At 63.4% G+C, this 13,495-nt stretch carries 15 protein-coding genes; 9 read left to right on the top strand and 6 right to left on the bottom strand.

Annotation, left to right across the window (positions count from 1 at the left end; all coding sequences use genetic code 11):
- Positions 1-46: 46 nt before the first annotated feature.
- Positions 47-1,237 (bottom strand): TIGR03862 family flavoprotein, encoded by a 1,191-nt coding sequence (locus AB8717_RS15335; protein ID WP_443748191.1) that lies wholly within the window; start codon positions 1,235-1,237, stop codon positions 47-49.
- Between the two features lie 134 nt (positions 1,238-1,371).
- Here AB8717_RS15335 and AB8717_RS15330 point away from each other — a divergent pair, with 134 nt between their 5' ends.
- The 4 genes from AB8717_RS15330 to AB8717_RS15315 all read left to right on the top strand — a co-directional run bounded on the left by AB8717_RS15330 (position 1,372) and on the right by AB8717_RS15315 (position 2,976).
- Positions 1,372-1,500 (top strand): entericidin A/B family lipoprotein, encoded by a 129-nt coding sequence (locus tag AB8717_RS15330; RefSeq protein WP_443748190.1) that lies wholly within the window; start codon positions 1,372-1,374, stop codon positions 1,498-1,500.
- 76 nt (positions 1,501-1,576) lie between these two features.
- Complete coding sequence (locus AB8717_RS15325; protein WP_443748189.1) at positions 1,577-1,702, top strand: entericidin; 126 nt, start codon at positions 1,577-1,579, stop codon at positions 1,700-1,702.
- Positions 1,703-1,793: 91 nt separating this feature from the next.
- The gene (locus AB8717_RS15320) at positions 1,794-2,393 is read left to right on the top strand and encodes a DUF1287 domain-containing protein (protein ID WP_443748188.1); all 600 of its coding nucleotides are present in this window, start codon (positions 1,794-1,796) and stop codon (positions 2,391-2,393) included.
- Positions 2,394-2,400: 7 nt separating this feature from the next.
- Complete coding sequence (locus AB8717_RS15315; protein WP_443748187.1) at positions 2,401-2,976, top strand: hypothetical protein; 576 nt, start codon at positions 2,401-2,403, stop codon at positions 2,974-2,976.
- Here the strand turns inward: AB8717_RS15315 and AB8717_RS15310 are convergent.
- Positions 2,938-3,966: an adenosine deaminase gene (locus AB8717_RS15310; RefSeq protein WP_443748186.1), complete on the bottom strand. Its 1,029-nt coding sequence runs from the start codon at positions 3,964-3,966 to the stop codon at positions 2,938-2,940. The genes AB8717_RS15315 and AB8717_RS15310 overlap by 39 nt on opposite strands.
- 185 nt (positions 3,967-4,151) lie before the next feature.
- Between AB8717_RS15310 and AB8717_RS15305 the strand changes: the two genes are divergently transcribed.
- The gene (locus tag AB8717_RS15305) at positions 4,152-5,162 is read left to right on the top strand and encodes a sterol desaturase family protein (protein WP_443748185.1); all 1,011 of its coding nucleotides are present in this window, start codon (positions 4,152-4,154) and stop codon (positions 5,160-5,162) included.
- Between the two features lie 53 nt (positions 5,163-5,215).
- Here the strand turns inward: AB8717_RS15305 and AB8717_RS15300 are convergent, their stop codons facing one another.
- Positions 5,216-6,805 carry an MFS transporter gene (locus AB8717_RS15300; protein ID WP_443748184.1) on the bottom strand — a complete coding sequence of 530 codons (1,590 nt, stop codon included), beginning with the start codon at positions 6,803-6,805 and terminating at the stop codon, positions 5,216-5,218.
- A gap of 134 nt (positions 6,806-6,939) precedes the next feature.
- Complete coding sequence (locus tag AB8717_RS15295) at positions 6,940-7,830, bottom strand: LysR family transcriptional regulator (protein WP_443748183.1); 891 nt, start codon at positions 7,828-7,830, stop codon at positions 6,940-6,942.
- Positions 7,831-7,927: 97 nt separating this feature from the next.
- Between AB8717_RS15295 and AB8717_RS15290 the strand changes: the two genes are divergently transcribed.
- Both AB8717_RS15290 and AB8717_RS15285 read left to right on the top strand, forming a co-directional pair.
- Positions 7,928-8,341 (top strand): DUF4260 domain-containing protein, encoded by a 414-nt coding sequence (locus tag AB8717_RS15290; RefSeq protein ID WP_443748182.1) that lies wholly within the window; start codon positions 7,928-7,930, stop codon positions 8,339-8,341.
- The gene (locus AB8717_RS15285; protein WP_443748181.1) at positions 8,341-9,234 is read left to right on the top strand and encodes an NAD-dependent epimerase/dehydratase family protein; all 894 of its coding nucleotides are present in this window, start codon (positions 8,341-8,343) and stop codon (positions 9,232-9,234) included. The genes AB8717_RS15290 and AB8717_RS15285 overlap by 1 nt, the downstream gene beginning before the upstream one ends.
- 94 nt (positions 9,235-9,328) lie before the next feature.
- On the opposite strand, the gene AB8717_RS15280 is transcribed toward AB8717_RS15285, so the two are convergent.
- The gene (locus tag AB8717_RS15280) at positions 9,329-10,072 is read right to left on the bottom strand and encodes an SDR family oxidoreductase (protein WP_443748180.1); all 744 of its coding nucleotides are present in this window, start codon (positions 10,070-10,072) and stop codon (positions 9,329-9,331) included.
- A gap of 190 nt (positions 10,073-10,262) precedes the next feature.
- Between AB8717_RS15280 and AB8717_RS15275 the strand changes: the two genes are divergently transcribed.
- Positions 10,263-10,826: a TetR/AcrR family transcriptional regulator gene (locus AB8717_RS15275; protein ID WP_443748179.1), complete on the top strand. Its 564-nt coding sequence runs from the start codon at positions 10,263-10,265 to the stop codon at positions 10,824-10,826.
- On the opposite strand, the gene AB8717_RS15270 is transcribed toward AB8717_RS15275, so the two are convergent.
- Positions 10,827-11,384: an FG-GAP repeat domain-containing protein gene (locus tag AB8717_RS15270; RefSeq protein WP_443748178.1), complete on the bottom strand. Its 558-nt coding sequence runs from the start codon at positions 11,382-11,384 to the stop codon at positions 10,827-10,829.
- A gap of 120 nt (positions 11,385-11,504) precedes the next feature.
- On the opposite strand from AB8717_RS15270, the gene AB8717_RS15265 reads away from it, so the two are divergent.
- Complete coding sequence (locus tag AB8717_RS15265) at positions 11,505-13,280, top strand: chloride channel protein (RefSeq protein ID WP_443748177.1); 1,776 nt, start codon at positions 11,505-11,507, stop codon at positions 13,278-13,280.
- Positions 13,281-13,495: the final 215 nt, after the last annotated feature.

Raw genomic sequence — 13,495 nt, 5'->3', positions numbered from 1 at the left:
GGATGTTGTTTCCGTGGATACGACTTTTACGCCACAAAAGATAGGGTCAGGATACGCCTGTTTTTCGGCCAAGAATACTGTCGGCGGCAGCGACGGCGGTGGAAAAACACGCCTGTAGCAGATAACCGCCGGTGGGGGCTTCCCAATCGAGCATTTCCCCGATGGCATATACACCCGGAAGCGCCTTCAACTCGAAACCGGCTGATAAATCCTCGAAGCGGATGCCGCCCGCCGATGAGATGGCACGTTCCAGCCCCTGCATGGCCTCAAGCCGGACGGTCACGGCCTTGACGTCGGCGGCGTGCGTTTCGTGCACCAGGCCGATGGCCGCGGGCGGCAGGCTTAAGGCCTTCCTCAAGCGGTTGCTGAGCGAATCTTTCGGCGAAGCGCGGCCTAGCTTCGACGCCAGCTGGCCGGCCGTCATATCGGGCTTGAGGTCGATCACCAGATCGGCGTGGCCGTCGCGGGCAATGGCGTCGCGCAAAGACCCGGACAGGGCGTAGACGGCGCCGCCTTCGACGCCATAGCGCGTCAGCATGATTTCTCCGCGCACCGTGCGGCCACCAAAGATCAGCGCGATGGTCTTCAGCGGTTGGCCGGCGAAACGGTCCATGAAGTGCGCGCTCCAGGCGACCTGGAAGCCGGCATTGGCGGCACGGAAGGGAGCGATCTCGACTCCCCGCCCGGCGAGGATATCGCCCCAGCCACCGGTACTGCCGAGCTTCGGCCAACTGGCGCCGCCGAGTGCGAGGATGGTGATATCCGGACTGGCTTCGACCGCACCGTCCGGCGTGTCGAAGGCCAGGGCGCCGCCGGTCCAGCCTGTCCAGTCGTGGCGCAGATGGACGCGCACGCTTAAGGCTTCGAGCCGCTTAAGCCAGGCGCGGGCCAGCGGCGAGGCCTTCATCGCTTTCGGAAACACGCGCCCGCTGGAACCGACGAAGGTTTCGGCCTCCAAACCGTCCGCCCATTTCCTCAAGGCGTCTGCGGAGAAAGCCTCCAGTGCCGGACGCAAATTGCCCGCGCGCTTGCCGTAGCGGGCCACGAAGCGCTCGAACGGCTCGGAATGGGTGAGGTTCAGTCCGCCCCGGCCCGCCATCAGAAACTTACGCAAGGTCGACGGCATGCGGTCGTAGACATCGACGCGCGCGCCCGAAGCGGCCAGGCGCTCGGCCGCCATAAGACCGGCTGGGCCGGCGCCGATCACGGCGACCGACAGAGGAAAAGACTGGGTCATTGCGCCGTCATAATGCGTCGCTTGGTAAATGTAACGGCTTTCGCGCTTTTAATGTGAATGGCCGTGAACATCATCGTATTTCTATGCAACGGACGGCACGATAACCAGGTCGCTGACACGAAAAGGATCTAGTCATGAAACGCCTCGTCATTGTTTCGCTCATTGCCCTTCTGCCGGTCATTTCCGCCTGCCACACCGTCCAGGGTGCGGGCAAGGACATCAGTGCCGTGGGCCATGGCGTCTCGGACGCTGCCACCCACTAGGCAGCCAGCAGGGGCGATCTTGGCAAGCGGTGAAAAAGCGTGTTTATGACAGTCGCTCAGTGAGAGGAGTGATTTCATGAAATGCATTGCCATCCTGTCGATGATCGCCCTTCTGCCCCTCCTTGCCGCCTGCCACACCATTCAGGGTGTCGGCCAGGACATTACGGCTGTCGGTAAGGGCATGGAGCGTTCCACCAAGTAAATCCAGAAGGCCGCGGTTTCCGCGGCTTTTTTTTCATCGATACGGCGTCTTGGCGATGTGCTATCCCTTTGGTCGAACAGTGGGGATCGCCGTGGACCGTCGCCTGTTTCTGGCCGCACTTCCGGCCCTGGGATTGAGCGCCTGTGTGAAAAAGGACGAGGTCGTCGCGACCACGGGCCTGGCGAAGGCCTTGATCGAAGCCGCCCACCGTCAGACCGAATCGTTCGTCCTCTACGACAGCAAATATACCAAGATCGGCTATCCCAATGGCGATGTGCCTTTGTCGCGCGGTGTCTGCGCCGACGTGGTCATTCGCGCCTACCGCGCGATCGGCATCGACCTCCAGGCGCTGGTGCACGAAGACATGGCGGCCCATTTCGACCTGTACCCGAAACGCTGGGGCCTGAAGGGGCCCGATCCCAATATAGACCACCGCCGCGTGCCCAACCTGATGGTCTTCTTCTCGCGCTTCGGCAAGGTCCTGCCGATGAGCCAGGACCCGAAGGCCTATCAGCCCGGCGATCTGATCACCAACCGGCCGGGCGGCGGCACCCACATCGCCGTGGTCAGCGACGTGATTTCGCCCATATCGGGGCGCTTGATGGTTATCCAGAATTGTGGCTTCAGTACGCGCCAGGATGACGACCTGCTGCGCTATCCGCTGCTGGGTCACTATCGCTACAGGGTTTGAGGGCTGAATGACGTTCCGGCGGTTCCTGGCGTGGATTGTCGAAAAGGCGGTCGAATGGCTGGGCCTGTCGCTGCTGCTGGTCGCCGCCAAGTTCGTCCTGCCGACCGATCCCGACAGCTTCCGCAGCCTCGGCGCCTTCACCGCCGGGATGAACAGCCAGCTTGTGTCGTCGCTCGACGAGGCCGTCTATATGGCGCGCGCCTTCATGGGCGGATCGATGGGGCTATACGCCCTGAAGCTGATCGAGGCCGCGGCCTACCTCGTCGGCATCCAGTTCTATTTCTGGAGCTTCTACCTTTTCACCTCGATCTTTGCCTGCCTGACCAGCCATCGCGGCTATGTCGCCAAGGCCCTGTTGGCGCTGGTGGTCAGCGCCGTCGTGCTGATGGTGCGGTTGCGCGAGCTCGCCGACCTGCAAAGCGTTATCCTGGCCGGCGCCCTGATGGTCGGCGGTTTGATCGTCACGGCCTTGAGTGCGCTGTTCGGCCAGTGGCTCGACGGACGGCTATCCGGCAAGAAGGCTCCGGCGAAAAAAGCGCCGCCGTCACCGCGCAGAGGGGTACGCCTCGATTTCAGCCAATAAGACCGCCTTTTCGGCATCCCCCAGAAAGGACCCGGTAATGCTGTTGCGGGCCAGCGTCAGGCAGGCGTCGCGGCCGATCAGCCCGCGCCGGGTCAAGGCCAGGAAATTGTCGTTCACATAGCCGCCGAAATAGGCCGGATCGTCGGAATTGACCGTCGCGTTCAGCCCGAGGTCCAGCATGCGCGGTATCGGGTGATCCTTCAGGTCGTCGACAACGCACAGCTTGTGGTTCGACAACGGGCAGACGGTCAGGGTCAGGCCGTCCTTCACGACGCGTTCGACCAGCTTCGGATCTTCCAGCGCCCGGTTCCCGTGGTCGATACGGTCGATCTTCAGGATATCGAGCGCCTGCCAGACATATTCGGGCGGGCCTTCCTCGCCGGCATGGCAGGTCAGTTTAAGACCCATGTCGCGGGCGCGGGCGAAGACGCGGGCGAATTTTTCCGGCGGATGGCCGACCTCGGACGAATCGAGCCCGACACCGAGCAGCTTGTCGATATAGGGCTCGGCCATCTTCAGGCTGTCGAACGCCGCATCCTCCGAAAGGTGGCGCAGGAAGGAATGGATGATCGACACCGACAGGCCCATCGCCTTGGCGTCGGCCTGTGCGCGCAAGAGCCCCTTGATCACGACGTCATAGGGAATGCCACGATCGGTATGGGTCTGCGGATCGAAGAAGATTTCCGTATGGCGCACGGTGTCGGCGGCGGCGCGGCGGACATAGGCCATGGCCAGGTCGTAGAAATCCTCCTCCTCGCGCAGGACATCGGCGCCCTGGTAGTAGATGTCGAGGAAGTCCTGCAGGTTCGAGAAGGCGTAGGCGGCGCGCACCGCCTCGACGGTGGCGAAGGGCAGGTCGACCTTGTTGCGTTGCCCCAGCGCGAACATCAGCTCGGGTTCCAGCGAGCCTTCGATATGAAGATGCAGCTCCGCCTTGGGCAGGCCGGTGACGAAGGCATCGAGGGCTGAGACGGAAAGCGTGTCGGGCATGGGGAGGCTCCTATCGGAATCCATAGTCACGGCATGTGTTTACGATTGGCAAGGCCGTTCTGGCGTATTTTTTGCACCGGAACTCGCCTGAGAGCGGAAAAACGCCGCTTTGGCACGAAACAGGACGCAAAAAGCTCATGCTCGAACAGCCGATGGCCCGCAGCGAGACGTTTTCACGAGAGCCTATGCGCAAGGCCCACAGGCCGGTGATCTGGGCCATGGCGGCCCTGGTGTTCGGCGCCTATCTGTGGGGGCTCGGTTCGCTCTGGGCCTGGGTGGCGCCTTCGATTCCGGCCGAGTTTTCGATCCATGTCGCGGGACGCACCGTCACCGCGCATGATATCCCGCAAAAGATTCACGATTCGCTTCTGCTGCTTCTCGGCATCCTGCCGTTCGCCTTCTTCGTCGAGGCGGTCGCCGTCGGCTGGGGCAAGAGCTCGGTCCGCCGCATCCTGTTCGACCGCAACGACAGCATCCGCATGGACCTGGCCTATCTGTTCGCCGGCCAGACGCCGCTCGTTCCCGTCCTCGGCAAGGTTCTGACCTTCGGCCTGTCGGCGGCGGTCGGCGTGTGGATCCACGACCGCCTGGTCTATGCTTTCGGCGGCGAGTTCGGCCTGTCGCTGCTGCCGGCCTTTGCCCAGGTCTTCGTCTGCTTCTGGATCTACACCTTCTTCGACTACTGGACGCACCGGCTGGACCACACCTACTTCTTCTGGCCGCTGCACCGCTATCACCATTCGACGCGCGACTTCTGCGTCATCACCTCGCTGCGTTCGCATCCGGCGGCCTTTACCGGCACCTTCATCATCAATGTACCGATGGCCATAATGGGCGCGCCGGTGCCGGCCATGATCACGGTAAACCTGATCGTTATGACGATCGGCCTGTTCATCCATTCCGGGATCGATTCGAACTGGGGCTGGTTCGGCCGCTGGGTCATTCAGTCGCCCAACCACCACCGCCTGCACCATATCCTGGACTACAAGTCGAACGGTGTCGGCCATTTCGCCATCGCGCCCATATGGGACCATCTGTTCGGCACCTGGAAAGGCGAGGCCGACCAGACCCTGCCGATTGGCGTCGATACGCCGTACCGCCATGGCTACCTGTTCTTCATCGACCTGTTCCGCGACTACTACGACTTCGTGCGCACCTACGCGCTGGTCTTCGTCGGCAAGAAGCGGATAGACTAAACGAAAAAGGCCGGTCAGGACGACCGGCCTTTTTGATTTTACGGGTAGGCGGCTCAGGCCGCCTCTTTTCGTTTTTCGAGGTCGCGCAGGTCGAGCCCGCGCGTCTCGGTGCCGAACCTGACGATCAGGAAAAGCGCGACCGCGATCGGCGCCATGATCATCAATGCCGCGACGCCGAGCGGCGGCACCAGCGCCGTAATGCTGAGCGACTGGGCCAGGACGCCGCCGGCCTTGGTGCAGGCCGCGACCCACCCGGTCGCCCGGCCGCGCACCTTGAGCGGATAGCATTCGGACGCGTAGGGCAGGAGGATGGCCAGCAGGCCGTTCGAGCCGACGATCAGCAGCGCCACCGGGAAGACCGGGCTGCCGCCCAGCTTCGTTTCCAGCAGCAGCACCCACAGGAGACCGGCCAGGGTCACGGTGACCAGGGTCGCCAGCGCCCACTTGGTGCTCCAGCGGCTGTACATCAGGGCGCACAGGAAGACGGTCGGGAAGGCGATCAGCGACGATTCCGCCAGCAGTTTCGACGACGTGCCCATGTCGTATCCCTGTTCGACAAGGGCGTTCGGCAACCAGAGAAGCAGGCCGAAATTGATCAGGCCCCAGCTGATGGCGGCAATCGACAGCGCAGCCGTTTTGCCGACCAGGCCGGCGGTCCAGAGTTTCGGCTGCGGTCCGTCATGATGCCCGTGGCTGAAGACATCATCCGTGTCCTCCTCGCCTTCGCCGAGCGTGTGGCTTCTGGTGCCGAAGCGCGCCATCATCTTCAGCGCTTCCTCGCGGCGGCCGCGCGACAGCAGGAACTTGGCCGATTCCGGAATCAGGCCGCCCATCAGGATAAGGATCAACCCCGTCGGAAGATTGAGCAGCCAGAGGATGCGCCATGAGAAGGTCGGAACCAGCAGCGCCGAGAATCCGCTGGCCGCGAAGTAGCCTCCGACGGCGCCGAGGCCGCCGACCAGGACCAGCGCCCAGCCGCGGTGCTTCGACGGCATGGTTTCCGCCAGCAGCGCATAGGTGACCGGCAGCATGCCGCCGGCCCCGGCGCCCATCAGGAAGCACATGCCGATATTCCACGGCAGCGAGGGCATGGCGCCGCAGATCGACGTGCCGACAAAGACGACGGCCGACAAGAGGATCGACGCCTTGCGTCCATAGATGTCGGCGATGATGCCCCACAGGATCGACCCCGTAACCGTGCCGACCAGCGCGAAGAAGGGCACCAGTGCCGCCTGGGACTTGGGGACGGCGTATTCCTTGACCATGCCGGGCATGACGAAGCCGAGCGCCGCGGGTTTCATGACGTCGATGATGAGCGCCACCACCAGCACGGCCATCAGCCCCCAGTGCGCCAAGCTCAACGGCGCGTCTTCGGGCGCGTGGACCGAAATGCGCGAAGCGTTCTGGATCTGCTGCGTTACCTTCTGGGGCAGCAGGCCGTAGGCAGCGACGCCGATACCGGCGACGATCAGGAACATGCCGAAGATCATGCCTGGATCCATGGGCATGCCGGCCAGTTTGAAGCCTATGTCCTTGCCCATCCAGAACATGGGAATATGGAGCAGCACACCGATGGTTACGGCCACGCAGCCCAGGCCGAAGGCCCAGACGCCCCTACGGCCAAGAAAAACATTCGCATTCATTGAGTATCGTCCCCGGACGCTTGTTTTTACCAAGCCATACCTGCGTTCTCGAGAAAAGAAAGCTGTTTTTTCAACATGTTGATTAACGTTGCAATCACGCATCATGTTGCTACGTTGGCAACATTCAGATCTTTTCAGGGCTTATGCAGGATTTCGGTGAGAGCGGACGTCAGGAAATCCGCGACGCGCCGGATGCGGGCGTTGCTGCGCACCTCTTCATGCATGACCAGCCAGACGGGCAGGGGCGGCACGAACATGCCGATGTCGATCTGTTCCAGCTCCGGCCGCCGTCCGGCCAGCAGGGTCTGGGCGAAGCCGAGGCCGGCGCCCGCCAGCAACAGGTTCCAGATAACCATCTGGTCGTCGCAGCGCACCGGGAACTGTTCGCGTGTCACCGGGAAGCCGTGGAAGGCATAGCCCTTGAGGATAAGATCGCTGCGGTCGAAGCCGATGACGTCGTGATTCAGCAGGTCGGCCAGGGATTCGGGCCTGCCGCGTCGTGCGATATAGGATTTCGCGCCGAACAGGCCGAGCGGCGTTTCGCCGAGCTTGCGCGCGATCAGGGCGTTCTGCGTCGGATCGAACATGCGCAGCGCTATGTCGGCGTCGCGGCGCAGGAGGTTCTGTGCCATGTCCGAGGCGACGATCTCCACCTGGATGTGGGGTTCGGCCTCGCGCAAGCTCGCCAGAATCGACGGCAGCAGCAGGTTGGCGACGACGACCGACGCCGTGATGCGCACCGTACCGGTGAGTTGTTGCGATCGTCCCTGTGCCTTCAGCGCCAGGGCTTCGGCGGCCGCACCCATGGCTCGGGCATCCTCGATAAGGCCTAGCGCGGCCTCGGTGGGTTCCAGTCCGCGCACGGATCGGGTGAACAGCGTGACGCCAAGCGCGGTTTCGAGTTCGCGGACATGGCGGCTGAGCGTCGGCTGGGTGGTCGCGATGCGCGTGGCGGCGGCGGACAGCGATCCCGTCTCGACGACGGCCAGGAAGGAACGCAGCAAGGTCCAATCGATGCTATTCATTTTTGAATGCCTGTTATGATTATTTCGCCAATAAACATGCAAAAATAAATGATGCAATATTCGATCGTCAACCACGCAATGAAACGGAGATTGCATCATGTCCGGTACCGTAACCGGGGCGCCCAAGGCGCTCCTTCGCCTTGAAGGCCTTTTTGTCCTGATCGCCGCCTGTGCGGCCTATGCCCATACCGGTGGGAACTGGTGGTTGTTCGCCGCCCTGTTCCTGGCGCCCGACCTGTCCATGCTGGGCTATATGGCGGGCCGCAAGGCGGGCGCCGCCCTTTACAATCTGGGCCACTGGTATGCGGCGCCGTTGGCGTGCCTGGCCTGGGGTGTCTTCGGGCAAAGCCCGCTGGCGCTCGATATCGGCCTGATCTGGATGGCCCATATCGGCTTTGACCGTACGCTCGGCTACGGGCTGAAATATGCCGACGGCTTCGGCGCCACGCATCTCGGCCTCAAGGGCAAGGCTGCCCGGGCCGCGCAATGCCGCACCGCGGAGGCCGTGTGATGAAGACCGTTCTTATCCTCGGCGCCATGGGCAGCGCCGGCAAGGCCATGACACTGGCTTTTCTCGACCACGGCTGGCGCGTCCTGGCGCTGGTCCGCAAGGCAAGGACCGGAGACCTTCCGCAAGGCGTCGTTCCTGTCACGGCCGATTTGTTCGACGCCGCCGCCGTCGCCAGAGCTACCGGTCCGGTCGATATCGTGTTCAACGGCCTGAATGCGCCCTATCACCAGTGGCGGAAGCTGGGTCTGCCGCTGCATCGGGCGGCGGCCGATCTCGCCGAAACCCTGGGCGCGCGCATGATCTTCCCGGGCAATGTCTATAATTTCGGCCGCACCATGCCGGCGGAGCTCTGGCCGGAAACGAGGGCAAAGCCGTCGACGGTCAAGGGGCAGAATCGGGTCGCCATTGAAGCCATGCTGGCGGAACGCGCCCGGTCAGGCCGCCTGAAGGTCGCCATCGTCCGGGCCGGCGACTTTATCGGCGGGGACAACAGCTGGATGTCGATGGTGGTGGCCAAGAACCTGAAGAAGGGCCGGCTGACGGCGCCCGGCCGCACCGATATCGTCCATGCCTGGGCCTATCTGCCCGACTTCGCCGAAACCGTCGTTCGGCTGGCGGAGGAAGAGGATCGTCTCGGCAATTTGGAGGTCTTCCACTTCGAAAACCACAATGCGTCGATGCGGCAGATTGCCGAGGTCGCGGGCGCCCGGCTTGGGACTTTCCCCCGTCCGCTGTTCTATGTGGCGGCGCTTTTCGGCCCTTCGCTCAGGGCCACGCTGGAGATGCTGTACCTGTGGGACGTGGCGCATGCCCTGAAGGACCGGCGGCTTGAAGGCATCATCGGTCACGTACCAAAGACGCCGTTGCCTCAGATCATGGCGACGCTGAAGTAACAACAACGGCAATCGAGGTCACTCGATTGCCGTTGCCAGCGGGCGGCTGCCTGCCGCGCACGTTTGCGCGAGCCATGCGACCCTTGAGCTGAAATTAAGCCGGTTCGACTTCGGCGGTTTCGGACTGGGCCAGGGCCGTGTCGAGCGCGCGGCCATCCTTTTCCCACAGGGAACCGATCCACTGCGAGGCGGGATCCGGGAAGATGTAGGTGTCGCCGGCTTCGATGCCCTTGACGATCAGGTCTGCGGTCGATTCCGGCGACGCCTTGTCGAAGGTCAGGTCCTTGGCCATGTCGGTGTCGATCGGGCCCGGATAGATGCCGAGCACCGATACACCCGACGGCTTGAGCTGGAAGCGCAGGGTCTGGGTCAGGGAATGCAGCGCGGCCTTCGACGCCGAATAGCCCGGGAAGATGGGGGCCGATGTCAGGCCGACGACGCTGACTACGTTGGCGATGGTGCCCTTGCCCCGCGCGATGAACTTCGGCGCAAAGGCGCGTACGACGTTGAGCGTGCCGTAATAGTTGGTGTCGAGGTCCGACGCGATGCTGTCGATGGGGCTGGTCAGGAAGTCGTTGAAGGTGGCGGTGCCGGCATTGTTGATCAGCACATCGACATCGCCGGCCTGGGCGGCGGCGGCGGCGATGCTTGCCGTGTCGCGGATGTCGAGTTGCAGCGGATGGACGCGGGCATCGCCGAAGTCGGGGAGGGCGTCGGTGCGGCGCGCGGCGGCGTAGATCTTCGTGACGCCGGTGGCCAGCAGGCGGCGGACGGTGGCCAGGCCGATACCGCGGTTGGCGCCGGTGACGAGGACAGTTTTGCCGGAAAGGACAGACATGGTGGGCTCCTTGGATTTTTATCCGTCGCGGTCGCGGCGGTGTAAACCGATCTGTTTACAAAGTGTAGGTAAACAGACCTGTTTACATCTTCAAGGGGCGACCCCATATATTTTTTGCAGACGCTGCCTTACGGTCTGCGCGGCGCACGGCCTGTTTGCGAACGCTGCATTAGAGAGTAAGAGTACGCACATGACGACCGACACCCAGGCGCTGAAAAAGCAGGAGATTCTCGACCGGGCCGAACGCCTCTTCTATTGCGGCGGCTTCCACGCCACCGGCGTGGACACCGTGCTGGCCGACAGCGGCATATCGAAGCGGACGCTCTACAAGTACTTCGCGTCCAAGGAAGAGCTGATCGAGGCGGTGCTGGACCGCTATGCCGGCAATGTCGAGACGGTGATTTTCGATCCGGCCCTGGCCAGGACCGACGATCCGCGCGGGCGCATCCTGGCGGTGTTCGACGTACGCCGCGACCTGATGAATTGCACCGCTTTTGCCGGCTGCCTGGCGATGAAGGCGGCCGAGGAATACAAGGACCGCCATCCCGGCATCGAAGCCGCCGGACGCCGGTCGGTCGACTATGTCAAGGCGCGCTTCGTCGAGCTCTGCCGTCTTGCGGGCTATGACGACCCCGAAGGCACCGGCGCCATGGTCGCGCTGTTGTTGCAGGGCGCGGTCCTGACCTCGCAACTGCGCCGCGACACCGAGGCGTTCGAGGCCGCCAAGGCCGCGGCGGAACGCCTGCTCAGGTAATTATTGGCAGGCGGCCGGAATCTTGTCTTCGGTCCACTGGCTGAGCGGGACCGCGCCGCCCTTCACAGTGACCTTTTTGCGGCCTGACGTGCCCTTGCCGGTCAGCAGATTGATATCGCAAGCGCCGCCGGCCCCGGGGTCGAGTGTATCGAAATCCGATGCCGTTATGCCGGATACCACGAACTGCCCGCCGCGATAGCTGAGCGTAAGCGTCCGTTCCCAGTGGCTGCGGCCGATGGCCATGTTTTCCGAGTGGACCTGGAGCGCCCCGCTCTTGCTGAGGCGCAGGTCGGGCGAATTGCCCGCCAGGCCGCCATTGAAGGCGATGGCCGCCGCGCTGCCCGCCGGCTTGAAGCCACCATTGCCGTCGTTGAAATAGATGACCAGGTCGGCGTCGGTGTCGCCATTGTCCATCAGCACGGCGCGGTCCAGGCTGCCGTCGCCGTTGAAATCGCCTTCGACGGCGCTGATGATCTTGTGCGGCGCGATGGTTTCCGGCGGCGCCGCCAGTGCGGCTGCGGGAACGAAGGCGATGGCGACGAGTGCGGCTTTCAGCATGACGGACCCCCGATAAGCATCTTGGTAACCATACTGTAGCGTCTGGCCTGTATTGTGGCAAACCAGCTTTCTTTTGCGGTCGACGCGGATTAGGCTTGCAACAACCCAACCGGTGCCGTCATGCCGTTCCAGAGCGATGCCAATATCGGAAAGTCGGTCCGCCGCCCGGCGCTCCGCACGGTTGCGTGGCTGCGCCGGGAAATCCAGTCGAGCCAGATCGCCTTTATCATCCTGGCCGCCGGGATCGGGCTGATCGCCGGTACGATGGCGGCGGTCGCCGGCCATATTTCGCACGGCATGCAGGTCCTGCTCTATGGCTTTTCACCGGACCTGCGCCTGTCGGGCCTGCTGAATGTCGATCCGTGGCGGCTGGTCGCCCTGCCGATAGGCGGGGCCATCCTGGGCTTCGTGCGCTTTGCGTTTCCGCGCCGGTCGCGCGCCCCCGTCGACGCCGTCGAGGCCAATGCGCTGCACGGCGGCCGCATCCCCTTGCGCGACAGCATCATGGTCAGCCTGCAAACCCTGATTTCCAACGGCTTCGGCGCTTCGGTCGGGCTCGAGGCGGCCTATGCCCAGATGGGCGGCGGCGTGGCGTCCAAGATCGGCCAATGGCTGGACCTGAAGCGGGCGTCGTTACGCACCCTGGTCGGCGCCGGGGCCGGATCGGCTATCGGAGCGGCGTTCGGCGCGCCCCTGGCCGGCAGCTTCTATGCCTTCGAAATCGTGCTGGGCGGCTATACGCCGGCGACCCTGGCGCCGGTGGCAGCGGCGTCGCTGGCGGCGGTGGTCGCGGCCACCCTGATGCATAACGAGCCCTTCGTTATCGCCTCGACCATCGGGCGCGACATCGCGCTCAGCGGCTACCTGCTTTATGCCATCCTGGGCGTGCTGTGCGCGCTGGTCGGCATCCTGATCATCCGCCTGGTCGCGTCAGCGGAAGCCGCGGTGCGCAAGCTGCCGATCGGCGATGTCTGGCGGCCGCTGATCGGCGGGGTCTGCCTGATGCCCATGGCCTATGCCGCGCCGCAGGTCCTGTCGTCGGGCCACGGCGCCATGCAGCTCTATCTCGGTCAGCAGGCCTTGATCGTAACCCTGCTCGGCGTATTCGCGCTCAAGGTCTGTGCTTCGGTCCTGTCCCTGGCCTTCAATTTCCGCGGCGGCCTGTTCTTCGCGTCGCTCTTCCTCGGATCGCTGATCGGTGCGGTCTTCGCCCAGGTGGTCAACCTGGTCGATCCCGGCGCCGGACTCGATGTCACCAATGCCGCCCTGGTCGGCATGGCGGCCCTGGCCGTGGCCGTGGTCGGCGGGCCGATGACCATGTCGTTGATGGTCCTGGAAGTCACCCACGACTTTGCCCTTACGGCGGCGGTGGTGACGGCGGCCCTGACCTCCAGCGCCATTGTGCGCGAAAAATTCGGCTATTCATTTTCGACCTGGCGGCTGCACCTGCGCGGCGAAGCCGTCCGCACGGCGCGCGACATCGGCTGGATGCGGGCGCTGACGGCTAGCACGCTGATGCGCAAGAACCACGCCACCCTTCACGACCATGACAGCGTCACCCAGCTGCGCGACAAGGTGGCGCTCGGCTCGACCAGCCGCGTGCTGCTGGTCGACGACCGCGGCGACTATCGCGGCATCGTCCAGACCGCCGAGGCCTATGTCGACACGCTCGATCCCGATACGCCGCTGTCGCAACTGGCCAAGCAGACCGAGGTCTACGTCCGGCCGGACATGGATATCGCGGCCATCCTGCGCGTCTTCGACCATTTCAGCGTCGACGACCTGGCCGTGGTCGACGAATACCACAAGCTGCTGGGCTTCGTGTCGGAGAAGTACATCAATCGACGCTATGTCGAAGAGCTTGAACAGTCCCAGAAAGAGTTTTTCGGGGAATGAGTGTGGTGAAAAATTGATAGATTCCCAAACGGAAAGCTATGCCTACCTCTGGAATAGGGCTCAGGCTGGATGGGTTCTCTTGAAAGCTCCGGAGCTTGAAGCGGGATATTGTATTTTCAATATTTCCAACCAGGTCTTGCTACATGTCGATGATGAGAGCCTGAATTCGGCACTTTGTCGTCGCATGATGGAGGCAAGCTGTCCGGTCATAGATG

It is taken from the genome of Asticcacaulis solisilvae (assembly GCF_052327315.1).
Classification (GTDB): domain Bacteria; phylum Pseudomonadota; class Alphaproteobacteria; order Caulobacterales; family Caulobacteraceae; genus Asticcacaulis; species Asticcacaulis solisilvae_B.
Note: the sequence above shows the minus strand (reverse complement) of the source record. Positions and strands in the feature narration are given on the sequence as shown.